Consider the following 19318-nt stretch of genomic DNA (forward strand, 5'->3'; position numbering starts at 1 on the left):
GAAAAATGAAACCTATAATTATCAATTCTTACTACTTTTATAATTACATAATTATTTGATTGTACCTTGTGCCTTTTTAGCATAATTCTTGCCAATGAATCTATGTATTCATCTCTCTTGACATACAATATTTTAGTAATTACTATGTCAATCAATCCGGATCTGATTAACTTATTCGGAAAATCTCTGTAAATAAATCCAACACTATCCTCACACCACTCCATGAAACTACGCTGGTTGTTACTAAGCCTTACGAGTATTCTTCTACTGTCATCCCCAGCAAAAGCGAATCCCAACACAAATCAAGTTGACAATATAAATGACTGGAGTGCAAATCAATCTAATTTACAACTCCCAAAACTTAAATTTATTCCTCCGGTTCCTCTGAGCGAGCCTGTCAACCCTATACATAATTCTAGATTCACTGGTATAGTTCCTCTAGGACGCGAGATATCAGAACTAAAAACTCCTATTAAAGCATTAATGGCTCGCTATAGATTCCTCACTCCCGGAATCTTTTTTATGGACTTACAAACAGGGGATTATTTTAGTTTTAACGGTGATAAAGCTTTTTCTGCTGCAAGCACAATTAAGTATCCGATTTTGATTGCTTTGTTTCAGGAAGTAGATGCAGGAAGAATCAAACTAGATGAAACTTTGGTAATGCAACGCAAAGAAGTCGCTGGTGGTTCTGGAGATATGCAGTATCAACGAGTGGGAACTAAGCTTAGTCTCTTGCAAACTGCAACTAAGATGATGACTATTAGCGATAACACCGCTACAAATATGATTATCGATCGATTAGGTGGTGCATCTAAATTAAATCAAAAGTTTCGTACTTGGGGATTGCAAAGTACTGTAATTCACAATATGCTCGGAGACTTTAAAGGAACTAATAAAACTAGTGCAAGAGACTTGGTAAGATTGTCAGCTTTGGTTACAAATAATCAGCTAATTTCTGATACAAGTCAATCCCAAGTTTTAGGCATTATGGTTCGTTGTCATAATAAAAGCTTGCTACCATCAGGCTTAGGTTATGGTGCAAATATTGCTCATAAAACAGGTACTCTGCGGTTTGTACTAGGTGATGCAGGTATCATTGAAACGCCATCAGGTAAGCGTTATTTAGCAGGAATTTTCGTGCGTAGACCGAATAATGACAATAGAGCAACGGATTTTATTCGTCAAGTTTCTCAGGTGATGTATGGCTACTTCGATCAACCAAAAATCAGTCATCTACCTTAATTATTTGTTAGGCATGAAGCATAAATTCTAAATTTTTACTTTAGTTATAGATTTGCTTACACAAACATCAATCCTGAAGACTGGCAATATTGAAAATTGGGATCTTAAATAGCCCGTTATAGACATCGCTTCTTGAACTGCCAAGGTATTATGTAGTCGAATACCGTGCAGCATACAGCTTGAGGTTTTGCATGAAAGTAGCAGTCTTCAGTACAAAAGTCTACGATCGCAAGTTTTTGTCAGATGCAAATTCTCCCACACAACACGAATTAGTATTTTTTGAACCCCGTTTAAATCGGGATACAGCTATCCTCGCCGCCGGATTTCCGGCGGTTTGCGTATTTGTACACGATCAGGTTGATGCCCCAACTTTAGAGCTTCTCGCCTCACGAGGAACTCGGCTGGTTGTCCTTCGTTGTGCAGGGTTTAACAATGTAGATTTACAAGCCGCAACAGATTTAGGAATTACCGTTGTACGTGTTCCTGCCTATTCACCTTATGGAGTAGCAGAACATGCTGTGGGATTGATTTTAAGTTTGAATCGCAAAATTCACCGGGCTTATAACCGTGTCCGAGAAGGCAATTTTTCCCTAGATGGACTATTGGGATTTAATTTACACGATCGCACAGTGGGTATTGTCGGTACTGGCAAAATCGGTCTGATTTTAGGACAGATTATGAAAGGTTTTGGTTGTAACTTACTTGCCTATGACGTTTATCGCAATCCAGAATTAGAGGCGCTAGGTGGAAAGTATGTAGAATTACCTGAGCTATTTGCCAACTCTGATATTATCTCTCTACATTGTCCCTTGACTCCCGAAACGCATCACTTGATTAATTCTGAGGCTATAGAACAGATTAAGTCAGGCGTGATGTTAATTAATACTAGCCGAGGAGCGCTGATTGATACCCAAGCAGTGATTGAGGGATTGAAGTCTGGTAAGATTGGCTATCTCGGTGTAGATGTCTACGAACAAGAATCAGAATTGTTTTTTGAAGATTTATCTGGCGAAATTATTCAAGATGATATTTTCCAACGTCTGACAACGTTTCCCAATGTACTCATTACCGGACATCAAGCTTTTTTTACCGCAGAAGCACTCCACAATATTGCAGAAACAACTTTTGCTAATATTGCTGATGTTGAAAATGGTCGTCCTTGTGCTAATGAAATTCGCGCTCAACCGTCAGCTTAGGTAATGATTGGCGATCGCCAATACTTTAATCTAAAATCACAGTCAATCCCGATCATCAGGCAAATTCTCCATTTTCTCAACAATTAGCATCTGAAATCTTGATTACAATGATTATGCAGATGAACAGCAGCAGCTAGAAGTTCTGCGAGAATTTCAGCTTGTTGGTTAGCAGTTAAACTAGGTAACTGTAACTGGTTAACGAAGGCTTATACTTTCAGGCACTCTGTACTTAATTCAGCAATCAAGGTACTGAGGGTTGAATTCGTGACTGCAAGAGAGCGATCGCTCATCTGTATTTTCATTCTGAACGATAGGCAACGCGCAGACTTTGGACTAAAATCACCAGAGATGCGATCGCCATCAACCCGCCCCAAAACCAGTAAGGTAAAAGCAAATATCGCTGCATTTGCGCTGTATCAGAGAGTCCAAGGGGGCCAGCAGAGCTACTAAATAGATAATCAAGCTGATGGTAGGTACTCACACAAGCTTGTACACCCAAGAATTGAATAGCAAATCCTTGCGCCCAACGAGGGGCTTTCAGGGCGATACCCAAGATTATTAAACCTAGTAAGGGTATTGCTATCAATCCAAACCAGGAACGTATCCAAATTAATGTAGAAAATAGCAGAAAACTTCCTAAAATTTTTAAACTTAGAGAAGCTGCTGTAAAACTGCGGGAAGCCAAAATCAATGCTGCACCAGCAAGAGGTGGCCCCATTGGGCCTGCTGCTGCGATTATTGCCGGGCCAATTGGCCCCAATGACGACTGGATGCCATAAGTTGCGACACCGGAACCATTGCTAGAAATCTGTAATTTCTGAAACTCTCCCCCTAATAGGAGTGCCATTAAGCCGTGACCCATTTCATGGAACCAGGTTGCCAGAATTGTAAATGGGTATAAGATATAATCACCTCCTGGTAGTTGCCATAGTAAAGCAGTTGCGATCGCTGCTGCAATTAGCCAGGTTAGCCCCATGCGTTCAACAACTGGCGGGGCTTCTTTGGTAAGTAAGGGTTTAGAATTCTTGCTTGGTTCCCTCATAAATCACTCTATTTTGGATTTTCTAGAAAATTCAAAATCTAAAATTGACATTCTATTTTATCTATCCTAATGCACTTAACCTTATAAGCATTTAAATTACATATAGTCAATAGCTAAAATAATTGCTGCGCTTGGATTTATTTATTTTTTAATCCAAGCCAATATCAGCAAGCAAGGTGAGAAACTGCTAGGCGGTAAACTCTTGAATAAAATCATGAACCTGTTGTTCCAGGAATTGTGTAAAATATTCTCTTGGCCAGATATTAAAACTCTTCTTACAAATGAAGGGTTTTAAAATGCCCCGAAAACTTTCAGTTAATCTGAAGATGATAGGGTTATATCTCTTGCCAAAGTACTAGCACATCTGATATCGCTTCGTTTTGTTTCTTTTCCCTGATTTTCGGGTAAAACGGAGGGTAGGAGCGATAAACATTAACACGGCAAAAACTTGTAAAAGTATGCACGGATAGCTAAAACGTGCCTGGACGCAGAGGGTTAAATGCGCTATCGCACCCCTGTGAAGCGTCAAGAAATAGCTGATTAAATCAAATTTGAAGCGATTTAATCATATATTTTGTAGCAGATACTTGTGGAAAAGCAAATGCTAGGTGTAAATGTTGTTATGAAAGTTGGCGATCGCGTCCGCGTTAAAGATTCGGTAGTAGTGTATCATCATCCTGAACACCGGAATCAGGCTTTTGACATCAAAGGTACAGAAGGTGATGTAGTAAATATTGCCACCCAATGGCGAGACAGACCCGTAAGCGCTAATTTCCCGATTGTAGTCCAGTTTAGTAAAAAGTTTAAAGCACACTTACGTGAAAATGAGTTAGAAGTCATCTAAATCACTTATCGCCGGCGAAACCACTGAAAAATATTCAGTTCGCCGCGCATTCTTTTAAGTTCTTGGCGGTTCTGTTCTGCTGTTGTATAATACCACTCACAATAACGCTGAAACTCTGCTCGTGACCGAACTTCATGGTAGAATTGGTGGGTTGTTTGGTAAGCAGCAAAACCTTCCTCAACTTGGTGTTGAGGGGATGGCATAATATAGGGTAAGTTTTTAGACATAAAATTAATTTAGTTAGTCATTTGTCATTCGTCATTTGTCATTAATAATTAGAAGTTTAAAGTTTAAAATCAGGTAATTATTACAATTAATATAGCAACAGCCAAGGTGGTTAGGACATCAACAGATGATGAAACTTAGACATAAAAAGACTTTTCACCCAGTCCCCAGTCCCCAGTCCCCAGTCCCCAGTCCCTTGCCATAACTCATAACTTTATTAAAGCCAACCGCGTAAGCGATAAACTAAAGAACCAATGTACTCTTTTAAAGCAGTGGTAAATTGGTGCAAGTTATCGGTATCAGGTAATAAATTCAGTATAGCGGCTTTGGGAGTGGAACCAAGTTCTTGCAAGTCACCCTGAGTAACTAAAAAGTCAGTGGGTGTAGGAATGACATTAATTCCTTGACGCTGGAAAATGTTAAGCGATCGCGGCATGTGCATTGCCGAAGTAATTAATAATACCTGCTTAATGTTACGAGATTCTAAAATTTTTCGGACATTGACAGCATTTTGATAAGTATTGAGAGATTCAGGTTCCTGAACAATCGCGTCAGATGGAATACCAATAGATGTAAGTATTGTTGCCATATCTGCCGATTCTGGTGAACCGCTACCACGCCAATCAATGCGCCCTCCGCTAAGAATGATTATAGGTGCTTTTTTTTGGCGATATAGTTGGGCGGCATAAATTACGCGATCGCCTGATTCACTCAAATCAACGGTAGGTCTAGGAAAAAAAGCTGATTTAGTTGCGCCACCTAAAACCACAATTGCTTCTGCATTTGGTATTTGGGCGAGTGGAAGATTTTGCCATTCTAGCGATCGCACTAACGATTTAGCGATCCAAGCATTACTACAAAATAGCAATAAAGTTAGGGCAAAAGCAATTGCGATCGCCGCAGTACGCGGTCGTTTCCACAACGTTACTAATGCTACTACCAAACTGACACAGGCTAATCCTAGTGGATAAAAAAATAGTGGCAGTAATTTGGATAGATATAAAAACATATTGGGAATGGGGAATTGTGAGTGGGGAATGGGGAATGGGGCATGGTAACTGAGAAAGAAGCAGGGGAAAGATAACTATTAATTATTGATTATTGACTAATGCCCAATGCCCAATTCCCAATGCCCAATGCCCAAATTACTACCTTTCCCAAAACCTGAAATTGAAACTACTTCCAGGAGCGCGACGGTAACGGCGGGCGGTTCTTCTTGTTTGCCGTTTGTTGATCCTGTCATTCGTTGGTTCAACTTCGCCCTCTTCTGATTCTTCAACTTGCAACTGAGTTCTAGTTTCTTCTTTACTTCCCCACCAAGCAGTAATCCAGCCTCCAGCTAAACCGCCTATTCCACCTAGCAAGATACTCATGGGTGGTGGATACCCCAAATACACAAAGCCAAGCATAAAAAATAACCAGTATTTAAGTCCGGCATCAACCCCATCAGAGGAGGCTACATTTGGTGCTTGGGGGCTATTATCAGTTACATTAGCGATCCAGCTTAAGATGAAACCGCCCATGATTCCTAAGAAGATGCTCAGGGCTGGTGCGGAGCCGGTCATTATTAATATAAATGTTAAAAATGCCCCAAATAACAACTGAGAAAAGAAGCTGGGAGAAATACTGAAAAAGTCGTTCTTTTTGTCTGCCATATAGTAAAAAAGGCTATTAACTACTAGTCTGTCAAGCTAGTAATGAAAAGTTCTGTAGTCAGCACAAAGCGTGCTTATAAAATAAGGACTGAAGTCCTTACTACCAACTTTCTTACCCATCAATTTAAACTTGACAGACTACTACATACTAATTCGTAGTTCGTAATTTTCGATTCAATTACGAATTACGAATTACTTGAGTTGTATCCAAAATCTTTACGTAGACTTGTTCCTCTTCAGTGAAAGGTTCAGCTTGTTTGACTTGTGAGGCTAATAAATCGGCGGTGGCATCAGCGATATCACCAGTGCGGTTGTTCAGACGCTCTTTTATAACTTCTAACGGTGCTGTGCATTGGATAATCTGAAGGGGAATTTCATGCTTTGTAGCTTGAGCGATCGCTTCTTGCCGCAACTGCTGTTTATCATACTTGGCATCCAAAATCACTGAAAATCCTTGTTTAGCCAGGATAATACCCAATTCCAACAGCCGTGTGTAAGTTTTCTCAGTCATCTCACGTGTATACAAATCATCGCCACCTTTTTCCCACAGGGGAATTCCCCCTAAATGTTTCCGCACCGCATCAGAACGTAGATGAATCGCTCCCTGTTGACGAGCTAAATGCCTTGCTGTGGTACTTTTACCAGAACCCGACAACCCCGACATCAAAATTAGCTCTCCAACCTTTGGTTTAGTATACTCCCAAGCCTGTTTGTAATACTCACTGGCGGTTTTTGTTGCCTCTTCTTTTACCGTCGCGGGTACACTGGGATCGCCTAGCAAAAACGATGTCACCTTCGCCCTAACATAAGCCTGACGACTTAAATATAAAGGTAGCACCTGTAAGCCTTCCCAGTCTCCAGTTTGCTCTATGTAGGCATTCAAAAACGCATTAGCTAAGTCTTGGCGCTGCCGTGCTTCCAAATCCATCACCGTGAATGCCACATCGTACATCACATCGACAAAGCGAAACGGCTCGTTAAACTCAATGCAATCAAACAGCAAAATTTTGTCCTGCCACAGGGCAATATTTCTCAGGTGTAAATCCCCGTGACATTCACGAATATAATCGTTGTGAATTCTGCTAGCAAATAATTCTGGACGTTCGGCAAAAAAGTTATCTGTATATTGCTTTGTTTCTGTAAATTGTTTCTGAGTCTGGGGGCCACCAATATAATTCTCAGTTTGCTGATAATTTTCATCAAATGCAGCCCGGACTTTTGGAACTTCACCAAAACTACGAATATAATCATTCGTCTGTGCTTCGGCATGATATTGAGCCACTACCCGTCCCAACTCATCTAGGAGTGTCTCATTTAACTTACCCTGTTCAAAAAATGTACTCAATAGCGACTCTTGAGGAAATTGCCGCATTTTCAGTACGTATTCTACAGCTTCGGTAGTTCCCCCTAACTGGTATTGCTCATTTACCAGAGTTATGGGCAAAACTTCTAAATATAGTTCACCAGCACCCCTCTGATTTAACCGCAACTCTTCCTGACAAAAATGCTGCCGCTTCTCTAAGGTGGAAAAGTCCAAAAAACCAAAATTCATCGGTTTTTTCAGCTTATAAGCGTAATCCCCAGTCAGCAGCACATAAGAAATGTGAGTTTGAATTAGTTCAATGGGTTCTGTTACCGCATGGGGATAAAATCCAGGCTGCAACATTTGCTGAATTAAAGCTGGAAGAGTCGCTTCTGTCATGTCTGTCCTCTGCGCTCTCTGCGCCTCTGCGGTTCAAATAACAAAAAAAACCAGGAGTTCCCCCCTGGTGTCATCAAAAATTATTACACAGTTTAACTAGCTTAAGAAGCTGCCTCAGTTTCAGTTTCTATCCCAGCATCTTCAGCACTAATTTGTGGTGGCAAAACGCTAACAACAAGTCGCTCTGATTCAGCTAGAGGTGTTACACCTTCAGGAAAGGCTATATCACTAATACTCAAACTGTCTCCAATTTGCAAGTTAGTGACATCGATTTCAATTACATCTGGGATGTTTTCTGGCGCACAACTTACTTGCAATTCGGTGATTACGGTGTCTAACACACCACCCTCTTGTTTAACACCAATAGCAGTTCCCACAAAACGCAGCCGCACTTCTACAGTGGTGTCGCCGTGACCAGCAACCGCGAAAAAGCTGAGGTGGTAGGGTGTACCTTTTGCTGGATGGATCTGAAGTTCCCGCAGTAGAGTTTTGCCGCGCCAAGGTGCATCAGCAATGTTTAATTCAATCAATGTGTTATTAACTGAAACCCTTTTGAGCAAGCGCTCAACGGTTTTAGCATCAATAGTCAAAGAAATTGACTCTGTACCCTTGTGACCGTACAAATTTCCAGGTATCAATCCAGAACGGCGCAAAGCTCTTGGCTTGCTGCCTTCTGGACGTTTTTGAGATTCGACTGTAATAGCCATAGAAGTTGTCCTTTGTCAGTTGTTATTTGTCATTTGTCAGTTGTCATTTGCTAATGACCAATGACTAATTCACGCACTTAGCAAGGTAGCAGGTGTGCCATCGGCCTGCAATAAAGCGCGTTTTGGCCCGTGGATGGGGTCTTCTACGATTATTGTTTGATCGCGGCTTGCTCCTAGTGAGACGATCGCGATCGGGACTTCCATTAATTCGGCAAGGAATTTTAGATAGTCCAGTGCTTGCTGTGGCAAGTCTTCCAGGGTGCGGCAGTCAGTTGTTGACACTTTCCAGCCTGGTAAGGTTTTGTAGATGGGGCGACATCTAGCAAATTGACGAGAACTGGTGGGGAAGTGTTCGCTGCGTTGACCATCTATGTCATAAGCTACGCAAACTTTAATTTCCTCTAATTCATCGAGGACATCCAGTTTGGTGAGCGCCATGCAATCCATGCCGTTAATCCGCACGGCATAGCGACCAATGACCGCATCAAACCAGCCGCAACGGCGTTTGCGGCCGGTGGTTGTGCCAAATTCGGCACCGCGATCGCACAACAATTCACCCAACTCTCCATCCAATTCCGTGGGAAATGGCCCCTCTCCCACCCGCGTTGTGTAGGCTTTCGACACGCCAATTACCCGGTCAATCGTTGTCGGCCCTACGCCTGTACCAACGCAAGCCCCACCCGCCACAGGGTTAGAGGAGGTGACATAAGGATAAGTTCCATGATCTAAATCGAGGAGCGTACCTTGTGCGCCTTCAAACAAGATATTGCGCCGTCGCTGAATCGCATCGGATATTTTTAACGATGTATCAACAACGTGAGGTCGCAAGCGTTCTGCATACCCCAAATACTGTTCAATCACCTCTTGGGCATCTAGAGGCGGCAAGTTGTAAAGCTTTTCTAAAATGACGTTTTTATAATTAATCGTCCACTCTAACTGCTCACGTAGCTCATCCGGGTTCATCAAGTCTAAAACCCGAATCCCTGTACGTTCAGATTTGTCAGCATAAGTCGGCCCAATGCCCCGACCTGTTGTGCCGATCTTATAGCTTCCCCGTCGTTCTTCAGATGCCTGGTCAATCAACCGATGATAAGGCATTGTTACGTGGGCTGTCTCAGATATCAGCAGGTGGTCAGTGGAAATATTTAATTCTTTTAGTTGGTCGATTTCTGCGATCAAAATCTGTGGATCGATGACTGTTCCACAGCCGATAATGCAATCAGTATTTGGGTACAAAATACCAGAGGGAATCAAGTGCAGTTTAAAGGTCTGACCTTTAACTACAATCGTGTGTCCAGCATTGACACCCCCTTGGTAACGAACCACAACATCTGCGGAGCGACTGAGTAAGTCAGTTATTTTACCTTTTCCTTCATCGCCCCATTGGGCACCTATGACAATGACGTTAGCCAAGAGCTTATATTAAGAAGTAAAGTTTCCACAAACTATAATTATTAACATATTGTTTGAATCATGTCAAGCTATTCATCAAATAACCATATTGCTTGGTTAAGGAAAGAAAGTAGGGTGAAATAAATATTATGGATAGGTAACTTATTTGATCCAAACTGCACTGACCAGATTACTGCTAAAAATGAATTTATATTAAAAACTAGCGGATTTATTTATGACTATTATGTATAAATTATCATCCCAAACAATCCAGATATTTACAGCTAGAACAGATTGTATTTTATTACCTGTGTTATCAAAATCCTTAAAATATTCTCAGTATTTGTTTTTAATATTTAATTGTAACTGATGGAGGTAATCTGCGGCAGAAGGGGCGATCGCATGATCAAAAAATGGTATAGAGTGCAAAAGCTAAAAGTAATATTCTTCCTAGTATTGGCAGTTGTATTTACTAATGCTGTAGTGTCTTATAGCAACACTGTTAAGCTGATTCACAATCAGCAATGGGTGACATCCTCTTATGAAGTCATTACCCAAGTTGAAAGTATCCAATATAAGCTCAAAGATACTGAAACAGCACAACGTAATTATCTAATTACAGCAGATGCTGACGATCTCAAAACTTATCTTGCAGCTTATCGACAAACTAAGCGCAATATTCAGATTCTCAGTAAGTTAACTGCTAATAACCATCAAAAACAACAATGGATTTATTTGCTGGAGCCGAAAATTACCAGTAGGCTCAGTATTCTGCAACAAGAGATTTCCCTCAGACAAAACCAGGGATTTGAGGCAGTTCGGCAGCGAATCTTATCTGATAAGGACAACCCAAGTAGCAAAGAAATCCAACAGCTTATTCACGATTCTTTAGAGGTAGAACAAAATTTATTACAGCAGGTGCAAGCAAGTTCCCAAAAAGCGATAGTTACATTTTTTATCGCTGGTATTGTGGATTTGGTATTAGTGGCGCTGCTGTATGATTTGTTGTGGCATTATATCGGACAACTTCAGCAGACGGAACTGGCCTTACGCCAAAGTGAAACCCGTTTACGAGCCATGATAGATGCAGAACCAGAATGCATCAAGTTAATTGCTAGGGATGGCACCCTTTTAGAAATTAATGCCGAAGGATTGGCAATAATGGAAGTGGAAAGTGCTGATGTATTGATTGGTAAACCAATTGATGCCGTAATTGTGCCAGAGTATAGAGCAGCTTTTGCCAACTTCCATAAAAGTATCTGCCAAGGTAACAAGGGGACTTTGGAGTTTGAAATTGTGGGATTTAAAGGTACTCGTCGCTACATGGAAACTCATGCTGTACCACTGCATAACGAATCTGATGGTACGTTTATTCATTTGGCACTGATGCGGGATATAACCCAGCAAAAACAGGCAGAACAGAAAATCCGCGAACAAGGGTTGCTGCTGGATGTATCAACTGAGGGGATTTTAGTACGAAATATCCACAACCAAATCTTGTTTTGGAATCAAGGTGCTGAACGTCTGTATGGCTGGAAGGCTGAGGAAGTTGTAGGTAAGAATGTTTTGCAACTTTTGTATAAAGATATTTCACCACAGCTAGATGATGCTTACTTGAAGGTGATGAATACAGGTGAGTGGCGGGGTGAGTTGCATCAACTGACAAAGGAAGGTAAGGTAATTATCGTTGAAAGTCGGTGGATACTGATCCGAGATGATAATGGACAAACTAAGTCCATTTTGAGTGTGAACACCGAGATTACGCAGCAGAAACAACTGGAAGCTCAACTTCTGCGATCGCAACGTTTGGAGAGTATCGGCACACTAGCTGGCGGTATCGTCCACGATCTCAACAATATACTATCCCCAATTTTAATGTCAGTTCAACTCTTGCAGAAGAAATTGCCCGATTCGCAGAGTCAGCAAATACTGCAAACTTTAGAAAATAATGTTAAACGCGGTGCTAATTTGCTCAAGCAAGTGTTGTCTTTTGCACGGGGGATTGAAGGCAAACGGACAATTATCCAAATTCCGCCTTTGATGGCAGAAATTGAGCAAATTATCGCTCAAACCTTCCCCAAATCTATTATTTGTCAGGCAGATATCCCCAAAAATCTCTGGTACATCCGTGGAGACATAACTCAAATACATCAGGTGCTGATAAATTTAGTAGTTAACGCCCGTGATGCCATGCCCAATGGCGGTATATTGAGGATTGTGGCAGAAAATCTGGTGATTGGCGAACATTCTGCACAGATCAATATTGACGCTAAAGTGGGTTCTTATATTGCGATCGTGGTGACAGATACTGGTATGGGGATGTCGCCGGAAGTCCAGCAACGGATTTTTGAACCATTTTTTACCACCAAAGAGGTAGGCAAAGGTACAGGTTTAGGACTTTCCACTGCGTTGGGTATTGTTAAGAATCACGGTGGTTTTGTCAATGTTTACAGTCAGGTAGGCAGAGGGACTCAATTTACAGTTTATTTGCCTGCCTCAACATTCAGAGACACACATTCGCTGTGTCCAGAACTGCAATTAGTTATAGGAGATGGCTAATTTATTTTGATGGTGAAAGTATTACAGACTAGAAAAAATCCTATTAACCAAAACTTTCTGCTGACGTTGGAAATTCTTTATAAATCCAAATTACCAATCGCGGTAAAGTTTTTCTGCGTAGAACATAATCTCTTCATTTGGTAATCTAATCTTTGATTTTTTCCGAGGATACAAACTTTCAACTGCACCTGTATCCTGTTCAATAACAGTCGCTGCTGCTTGTAAAACTGAATTTTTAAACAGAAACTTCATCAAAGGATTGACAACTTTGGCATACATCAAAATAAACGTCTTGGTGATTTTTTCTGTTTCAGGATAGAGAATATGAATTTGAGCAATATCACCAATGGGCGTTTTAGCAAAAAAACCAGTAGTTGAAGGAAAAGCGTATTCGAGTGTGTTATTGAGATTTTTTGGAAAAATGCCTAAAATTGGGTTTTTGATAATTTCTGCTAGTGTATTATCATCTCTCCTTAAATCTTGTTTAATTGTGGTATAATATCCTTTTTCTTCAAAAGAAGTAACATGACAATATTTAATTTTAAATAGTTCTTTATGAGTCCCATTTTGATGGTTGTAGTCATAGTTAACCATCAGGTTACTCAAAAAGTCACCCTGAATACTTTTATCCCCTGTTACTCCAAGAAACTCGTATTCATCAACAATTTTTTGATGCAAATCTGGGATGGGTAATCTTGGCTCAAATCCAGCATAAGTCCAGATACAATTATTACTAATAATTAGCTTTAATGGTTTGGTAATAGGTTGATTTTCCTTGTTTTCTGATTGCTGTAGTCTGCCTTCTCCATCAAATTCTAGTGCATGAAAAGGGCAAGTAATAGTATTTCTCTCTTGACAAACCCAGCCATCTGATAAGGGGGCTTGCATGTGTGGGCAGATGTTATCAAGGGCAAAAACTTCACCTTTGTGATTTTGCCAAATAACATAATCCTGTCCATTTAAAGTAAGTTTATTAGGTTTATTCACTCCTAATGTAGATTTGTGCGCGATTAACCAAGGCGCACCAGGTAAAACTGGTTCCATTTTTCCTCCAAAATATTGATAATTGATTTAAAAATTGCTAGATGTGTTAGTAAAAGGTAACGAAATTTTGAAACTTAAAAGTTGTAGACAAGTTGATGTCACCTGTCGGAATGTGAATTGAGATGATTAAAGTCTTATCTGCAATGGACGAACTGACAGTACCGAGCATTGACTCGGCTAACTTTGGCTACTACATAGATGAGTTAGATAATTAACTAATTGTTTAGTTAATAGATATTAATGTAATAAATTTCATCTTCTATGTCAACTACTAAGCAATTTTTTAGTTAATATATTTTGGTTATGATCGTGGAGAAAAGTGGGTCGTTCAACGGAGTCAAAATTCTCATCTGGAAAGCCGCGTCAGGTGCGCGATGCAGAAGCGACGAAAAAGCAGATTCTCGATGCGGCGGAAGCGGAGTTTGCCAGAAATGGACTCAGTGGGGCGCGGACAGAAGCGATCGCTAGAGGTGCAGGTGTCACCACAGCGATGATTTACTACTACTTCCAGAGCAAGGAAGGACTATATCAAGCTGTTTTGCAACGTCCGGCGGTGGAGATGCACGAAGGGTTGGGGCAGCTAAATCTGGATGAGTTCCCACCAGAGGAGGCGTTGAAGCTACTTGTTAAAGAAGCGATCGCTTACGAAGCTGCTCATCCACACCGGGGAATGCTTTGGTTTCAAGAAGCAAACCAAAATCAGGGAAAGTATTTCAAGCAGGCGAATTGGCAAGAAAATTTTAGCTATCTCATCAAGATTTTAGAGCGGGGGATGGCGGAAGGTTGTTTCCGTCAAATTGATCCATTTCTTACCACTCTGCATATTATTGGGGTTTGTAATATGTACTTCAATGCTTACGAAAATATCAAGCATACTAGACCTGATTTGCAACTGCTGAGTCCAGAAATGATTGAGCAGCATACTCAAGCAGCAGTTAATTTTATTTTGGCTGGTGTGCGACAGATTGGGAATTAGGGGATGAATATTGGGAAACTGCGATCGCTTAACTCAAAATCTCTGCCAAATCCAGTAGAAATCCAGGCAATACATCCTCCCCTGATAAGCTAGTAGGCGATTGTAAAACCTCAACATCCTGTCCTTGGCGGTAAATTTCTACCTGTTGGTTTTGCGGATCAATCAGCCAGCCTAAACGCACACCATTATCGATATACTCCTGCATTTTTTGTTGCACAGTCTTTAAGCTGTCTGAAGCAGAGCGCAATTCTACCGCAAAATCGGGAGCCAGTGGTAGGAATTTTGCAGGGTCTGGATTTAGGGCTTCTAATCGCTTGCGACTCACCCAGGATGCATCAGGAGAACGATTTGCACCATTGGGGAGCTTGAAACCCGTTGAGGAGTCAAAAGCCAAACCTGTGCCATCAGCGTCAGCCCAATTGCCTAAACGCTGTGTCAGTCTACTATTGCGATTTCCGCTTTCCCATCCAGTTGGGGGCATAATAATTAATTCTCCCTCTGCCGTGCGCTCAAGTCGCAAATCTCGATTATTTTGACAAAGTTCAAAGAACTGCTCATCTGTTAACTCAATGGTGGGGCTAAGGTTTAGAATCAGGGCAGTCATAGTTGCCTTTCAATGTTGCTAATTGTAGCGTAGCACTTGGTCAACCTAGTATGTTAACCTTCATGCTTATTCCTTTAATAAACCCAAGCGCTTAGGTTATATTTAAGAAATAGTAAAATATTAAATGCCAACAATTTTAAGAAAACGCGGTTTTGAGGTTCGTATCTACCTTAACGATCATATTCCTGCTCATGTCCATGTTTTTAAAGGGGACGGAGACGCAAAAATCAATATAGGAGATGAAAACCTAGCTCCAGAGTGGGTTTGGGTATCCCCAGGAATGAGTGATAAAGATGCGGTGAAAGCCTTACAGTTAGTTGCGGATCACCAATTGGAACTACTAAAAAAGTGGCGAGAATATCATGGTTAAAAAAATTGCGGCTACAGAAGAATTAAAAGAAAAGTTATTTAATGCGAGAGCAAAATCAGATGCGATCGCCACATCTGAACCACGAGCTACTCGTGCTTTTTATGACGCTTATTTAGGAATGATTATAGTTATTTTGTCCAACAAATGTATGTTTGGGTTCCCTTCAGAGGTAGGAGAAGGATTGGCGGGTGCTTCGGTCAAAAATTTAGCAGAAGTAGAGGTAACACCTTCGGGTGAAGGATTACACTGGAAAACCCTAGATGTAGATTTGAGTATTTCTGCTTTGATGAATGGAATATTTGGAACTAAAAAATGGATGGCTGAACTTGCCAGAAAGGGTGGAAGCTCAACTTCTCCTGCAAAATCTGAAGCATCTCGACTTAACGGGACAAAGGGCGGTCGCCCTGGAAAAGAAATTATACTGGCTATTGATGAAGATGAAGCTTGACTTAATTAAAACTGACTGTGGCGTTCGCTACTCACTATATTTTCTTTAAAGGACTTACTTGTTATGCTGAATTGCAGACACATCATTAACGCATATTGCAACAATTCTGAATGTGAATAGGTTTTATATTAGCTAGAATTTCTGTTAAAAGTTAAAATTATGAATTATATAAAAAGACTATTGAATAATGGCTTAATATTTATAAACAATAGATTGTCAAGATTTGAAAAAATCATATATTCTGTTTTAGGTACATCGTTGATTGTTGTAACGTTAATTTCTCTAATTCAGGCGATCGCAACAGAAGCATTAGCACGAATTGAAGATGATAAGTCTTTGTCAGAGCGTGTACTGAGTGCTTTAAAAGCAGGTGGTGTCTCTGCTTTTGAGCAATTACTCAACCATCCATCTGCCAGCTTTGTTATTGGAGCCTTAGAAGATTGGCAAAAGACTAAAGGAGCCTAAGTATAATATTAAACCTATTAATTAATCAAATTTATTATTAACAGATATGCGTAGGCGCAGCCCGTCGTAGACATCGCATTACTAATTCCGCACAGTGCTACTAGCCTTTAACTTCGGATAAGCAATGCGTTTGTGATGAAATTGCTGCCAAACATCCACAAATATCTGAGCAATTTGTGACATCTCTTCCCGTTTTAGTCCTGAATCGACGAGTTGATTGTCTTGCCATTTCGCACGCAGAATATTATTTAGCATTGCCAAAGCTTGTTCAGTAGAGACTTCTTTAAGTAATGGCTTCTTTCCCATAGGTTTAGCCGATACTTGCAGCGATCGCAGCGCTGCTTCGCAAGAATCTGCTAACATGACAATTCCGGTTTCCCGCGATTGGGGAATTGGCCCATCGTAGCGAAAATCTGCGTCGTCCACTGTTAAGCTTGGATCTTCCTGAGCCAATTGCTGGGCTTGATGATGGAAATAAGCAATTAGCATCGTTCCCTGATGCTCTGGAATAAAAGCTTGAATCGCTGTCGGTAAAAGGTGTTTACGCGCCATCACCAACCCTTCTGTTACGTGCTTTTTGATAATCTCTGCACTCTTCCAAGGGTCTTGAATCTCTGTATCGTGTTTATTTGGCCTCCCCATTTGATTTTCAATAAAGCCAAGGGGGTCGTGCATTTTGCCAATATCGTGGTATAGTGTCCCAGCCCTGACCAATTCAACATTGCATCCTAATTCTTTGGCAGCAGCTTCGGCAAGGGTAGCGACAAATAGCGTATGTTGAAAAGTTCCGGGAGTCTTAGTAGCGAGTCGTTTTAATAACGGGCGGTTAGGGTTCGCCAACTCTGCGAGGCGGATGGGAGTTACTAAATCAAAAACTTTTTCGAGATAAGGACTCAACCCTAAAGCTACAACACTCCAGCCGAAACCGGATAAAGCAAACAATCCGGCTTCTCGGAGGACGATATACCAGGTTGAACCAAATGCTTGACCAATTAAGATTTTAACAAGCAGGTAAATACTGCCTTGAGTTAAAGCGATCGCAACCCCTAATAATGCCAATTCTTCACGCGATCGCAATCGTTGTGCTATGTAACTACCTAATATTGCCCCACCAGCACCAGCTAAAAGCGCACCCTTGCTCATATCCAAGCTAATAGCTAATATCGGCAACAGCAGCCCGACAACTGTTAACCCCAAAGTCGGACCATAAAAGCTTCCCAACAATAAACCAAGGGCGCTCCAGGTGGTATAAGGCAATCCCATTGTTACTAATCCTGGCACACTCAGAGTCAGCAATAACACCAATAAGCGATCGCGTTGTCGCAATTCGTAATCAATATGTCGTTCTACCCAGACAAAAATACTAATGGCGATCGCAATCACCCATGCTAACTTTACTAACCCCCGCCATTTTACCTCTCGGCGAACCAGGTGATAATGCTCCAGCACCTGAAAGTTCCATGCAGTAATTTGCACTCCTTTTTTGACAATTACCTCACCATGTCGTACGTTTACCATCACCAGTGGCACTCCAGCAGCAGCCTTTTGAGCGTTTTCTCTGGTTTGTTCTTCATCTTTTTGCAGATTCGGTTTGAGTACAGCTAACAACAGATTCTTTGCCAAAGGTTCGGCGGATTCTGGTACAAAGGACTGCAATTGTAAACTCACCGCATCCTGTAAGATATTTTTTGGCAGTCCCTGTGGAATGCCTTGGCTGAGAATCCGTTCTGCACTTTGATGGATTCCCATTTGTGTTTTTTCCCAGTCCATATCTGATAAATCCAAAAGCAGGGATGCTTCGTATACTGCTTCTGGGGTAACACTGGCTAACTGTAAAAGTTTGGCGGTGGCTTGGGTATATCTTTTGCGTGTTTGGGAAATTTGGGCAATCAGTAAAGACAAGTTTTTCTCAGAAGTTGTGACGCGGTAAGATTCTAGCTCTGCAACTGCTTGAGTAAAGTCAATATTTTGAGAAAAATCAACTGGTGTCTTCTCTGGCGTTGTACGCGGTTGACGTTCCTGATTAGGTGCAGTTGATAAGGCGGCAGCTTGTCTTGTTCCTTTCTTGTGTTGATTTTTCGTATTTTCTACAGCTACTAGCACCGCTTGCCATTCTGACTCAGGACAAGAGCGGAGATAACGCTGGGTAGAGATGGGCAAAACTACAGAATCAAAAAAAGGAAAAGCCCCAGTAACGGCGCGAATTTCGTTGCCATCATCCAGAAGTTGTTGCAAATTCTCGTTGATTTGTTGGTTCATTCGCGCATCCATCATCAACACTTGTAAGGAGCTAGAACTGACGGCTTGGCGCTCGGCTTCTGTTTTCTTCTGATCTTCGATGCTAGCTGTATAAGGTGCTGTAATGGTTTGGGGCGCGGGGTATCCTACTTGGAGTTGAGTTTGGTTGGAGAATTTTTGCCCAATAATGCCTGTAAGGGATAGGATAGCGATCGCTAAAATTACCCAGGAACGCTGTTCATGCACCCAAGCTAAACAGACTGTATAAATAGTACTCTTAGTTTTGACTGATTTTGCCTTTAACTGGAGCGCTCTTTTTTGTTTTCGGCGATCCCTTTTCTCATTGGTTTTTGATAAAAATAAAATTATATTCTTAAAGATAGTTCTTAGAAGTTCTCTTCTATGGTTTTTGCTTTTCAGACTTCTCATTAACTTTCCCTTACGGCGTAGCCCTTTGTACTGTCGCCGCCAGTGAGTCAATTGCTGGGTTAAGAACTGCAAAAATTGCTTTATTTTCATTATTTCTGCCTGTAATTGCCTACTTTGATAGCTCAAAAAAAGACAATCATCAGGCAAGTTTAATCTCCTACTTGCAACTAGGGTGGC

Annotated in this window: 18 protein-coding genes; 8 read left to right on the plus strand and 10 right to left on the minus strand. The window is 41.2% G+C overall.

Annotated elements, in window-relative coordinates:
• The first annotated feature begins 222 nt into the window (after positions 1 to 222).
• On the plus strand, positions 223 to 1245 hold the full coding sequence (locus V7K38_RS04530) for a serine hydrolase (RefSeq protein WP_334855782.1): 1023 nt from the start codon (positions 223 to 225) through the stop codon (positions 1243 to 1245).
• 191 nt (positions 1246 to 1436) lie between these two features.
• A complete protein-coding gene (locus V7K38_RS04535; protein WP_334855784.1) occupies positions 1437 to 2441 on the plus strand; it encodes a 2-hydroxyacid dehydrogenase in 1005 nt (334 codons plus the stop codon).
• Between the two features lie 298 nt (positions 2442 to 2739).
• Here V7K38_RS04535 and V7K38_RS04540 read toward each other — a convergent pair whose 3' ends face one another.
• The gene (locus V7K38_RS04540; RefSeq protein ID WP_334855786.1) at positions 2740 to 3483 is read right to left on the minus strand and encodes a M50 family metallopeptidase; all 744 of its coding nucleotides are present in this window, start codon (positions 3481 to 3483) and stop codon (positions 2740 to 2742) included.
• Positions 3484 to 4105: 622 nt separating this feature from the next.
• Between V7K38_RS04540 and V7K38_RS04545 the strand changes: the two genes are divergently transcribed.
• Positions 4106 to 4327 (plus strand): ferredoxin-thioredoxin reductase variable chain, encoded by a 222-nt coding sequence (locus V7K38_RS04545; protein WP_334855863.1) that lies wholly within the window; start codon positions 4106 to 4108, stop codon positions 4325 to 4327.
• Between the two features lie 5 nt (positions 4328 to 4332).
• Here the strand turns inward: V7K38_RS04545 and V7K38_RS04550 are convergent, their stop codons facing one another.
• From V7K38_RS04550 to V7K38_RS04575, 6 genes are all read right to left on the minus strand, one after another.
• A complete protein-coding gene (locus tag V7K38_RS04550) occupies positions 4333 to 4554 on the minus strand; it encodes a hypothetical protein (protein WP_334855788.1) in 222 nt (73 codons plus the stop codon).
• A 215-nt stretch (positions 4555 to 4769) separates the two neighbouring features.
• A complete protein-coding gene (locus V7K38_RS04555) occupies positions 4770 to 5561 on the minus strand; it encodes a YdcF family protein (protein ID WP_334855789.1) in 792 nt (263 codons plus the stop codon).
• A 139-nt stretch (positions 5562 to 5700) separates the two neighbouring features.
• A complete protein-coding gene (locus V7K38_RS04560) occupies positions 5701 to 6207 on the minus strand; it encodes a hypothetical protein (protein WP_334855791.1) in 507 nt (168 codons plus the stop codon).
• A 178-nt stretch (positions 6208 to 6385) separates the two neighbouring features.
• Entirely contained in the window at positions 6386 to 7909 is a 1524-nt protein-coding gene (locus V7K38_RS04565) for a bifunctional aminoglycoside phosphotransferase/ATP-binding protein (RefSeq protein WP_334855792.1), read from the minus strand.
• A gap of 101 nt (positions 7910 to 8010) precedes the next feature.
• Entirely contained in the window at positions 8011 to 8616 is a 606-nt protein-coding gene (locus V7K38_RS04570) for a 50S ribosomal protein L25/general stress protein Ctc (protein WP_334855793.1), read from the minus strand.
• 69 nt (positions 8617 to 8685) lie between these two features.
• Positions 8686 to 10029, minus strand: coding sequence for an adenylosuccinate synthase (locus V7K38_RS04575; protein WP_334855794.1), 1344 nt, complete (start codon positions 10027 to 10029; stop codon positions 8686 to 8688).
• A gap of 348 nt (positions 10030 to 10377) precedes the next feature.
• Between V7K38_RS04575 and V7K38_RS04580 the strand changes: the two genes are divergently transcribed.
• On the plus strand, positions 10378 to 12567 hold the full coding sequence (locus V7K38_RS04580) for a PAS domain S-box protein (protein WP_334855796.1): 2190 nt from the start codon (positions 10378 to 10380) through the stop codon (positions 12565 to 12567).
• Positions 12568 to 12657: 90 nt separating this feature from the next.
• Here the strand turns inward: V7K38_RS04580 and V7K38_RS04585 are convergent, their stop codons facing one another.
• Complete coding sequence (locus tag V7K38_RS04585; RefSeq protein ID WP_334855797.1) at positions 12658 to 13611, minus strand: Rieske (2Fe-2S) protein; 954 nt, start codon at positions 13609 to 13611, stop codon at positions 12658 to 12660.
• A 319-nt stretch (positions 13612 to 13930) separates the two neighbouring features.
• Between V7K38_RS04585 and V7K38_RS04590 the strand changes: the two genes are divergently transcribed.
• Complete coding sequence (locus V7K38_RS04590; RefSeq protein WP_334855799.1) at positions 13931 to 14587, plus strand: TetR/AcrR family transcriptional regulator; 657 nt, start codon at positions 13931 to 13933, stop codon at positions 14585 to 14587.
• A gap of 28 nt (positions 14588 to 14615) precedes the next feature.
• On the opposite strand, the gene V7K38_RS04595 is transcribed toward V7K38_RS04590, so the two are convergent.
• Complete coding sequence (locus V7K38_RS04595; protein ID WP_334855801.1) at positions 14616 to 15191, minus strand: Uma2 family endonuclease; 576 nt, start codon at positions 15189 to 15191, stop codon at positions 14616 to 14618.
• A 124-nt stretch (positions 15192 to 15315) separates the two neighbouring features.
• Here V7K38_RS04595 and V7K38_RS04600 point away from each other — a divergent pair, with 124 nt between their 5' ends.
• From V7K38_RS04600 to V7K38_RS04610, 3 genes are all read left to right on the plus strand, one after another.
• Positions 15316 to 15561, plus strand: coding sequence for a DUF4160 domain-containing protein (locus V7K38_RS04600; protein ID WP_334855803.1), 246 nt, complete (start codon positions 15316 to 15318; stop codon positions 15559 to 15561).
• Positions 15554 to 16009 carry a DUF2442 domain-containing protein gene (locus V7K38_RS04605; RefSeq protein ID WP_334855804.1) on the plus strand — a complete coding sequence of 152 codons (456 nt, stop codon included), beginning with the start codon at positions 15554 to 15556 and terminating at the stop codon, positions 16007 to 16009. The genes V7K38_RS04600 and V7K38_RS04605 overlap by 8 nt, the downstream gene beginning before the upstream one ends.
• A gap of 213 nt (positions 16010 to 16222) precedes the next feature.
• Positions 16223 to 16474, plus strand: coding sequence for a hypothetical protein (locus tag V7K38_RS04610; protein ID WP_334855805.1), 252 nt, complete (start codon positions 16223 to 16225; stop codon positions 16472 to 16474).
• Positions 16475 to 16555: 81 nt separating this feature from the next.
• On the opposite strand, the gene V7K38_RS04615 is transcribed toward V7K38_RS04610, so the two are convergent.
• Complete coding sequence (locus V7K38_RS04615; RefSeq protein ID WP_334855806.1) at positions 16556 to 19231, minus strand: HD family phosphohydrolase; 2676 nt, start codon at positions 19229 to 19231, stop codon at positions 16556 to 16558.
• Positions 19232 to 19318: the final 87 nt, after the last annotated feature.

It is taken from the genome of Nostoc sp. (assembly GCF_036917465.1).
In the GTDB taxonomy this organism is placed as follows: domain Bacteria; phylum Cyanobacteriota; class Cyanobacteriia; order Cyanobacteriales; family Nostocaceae; genus Nostoc.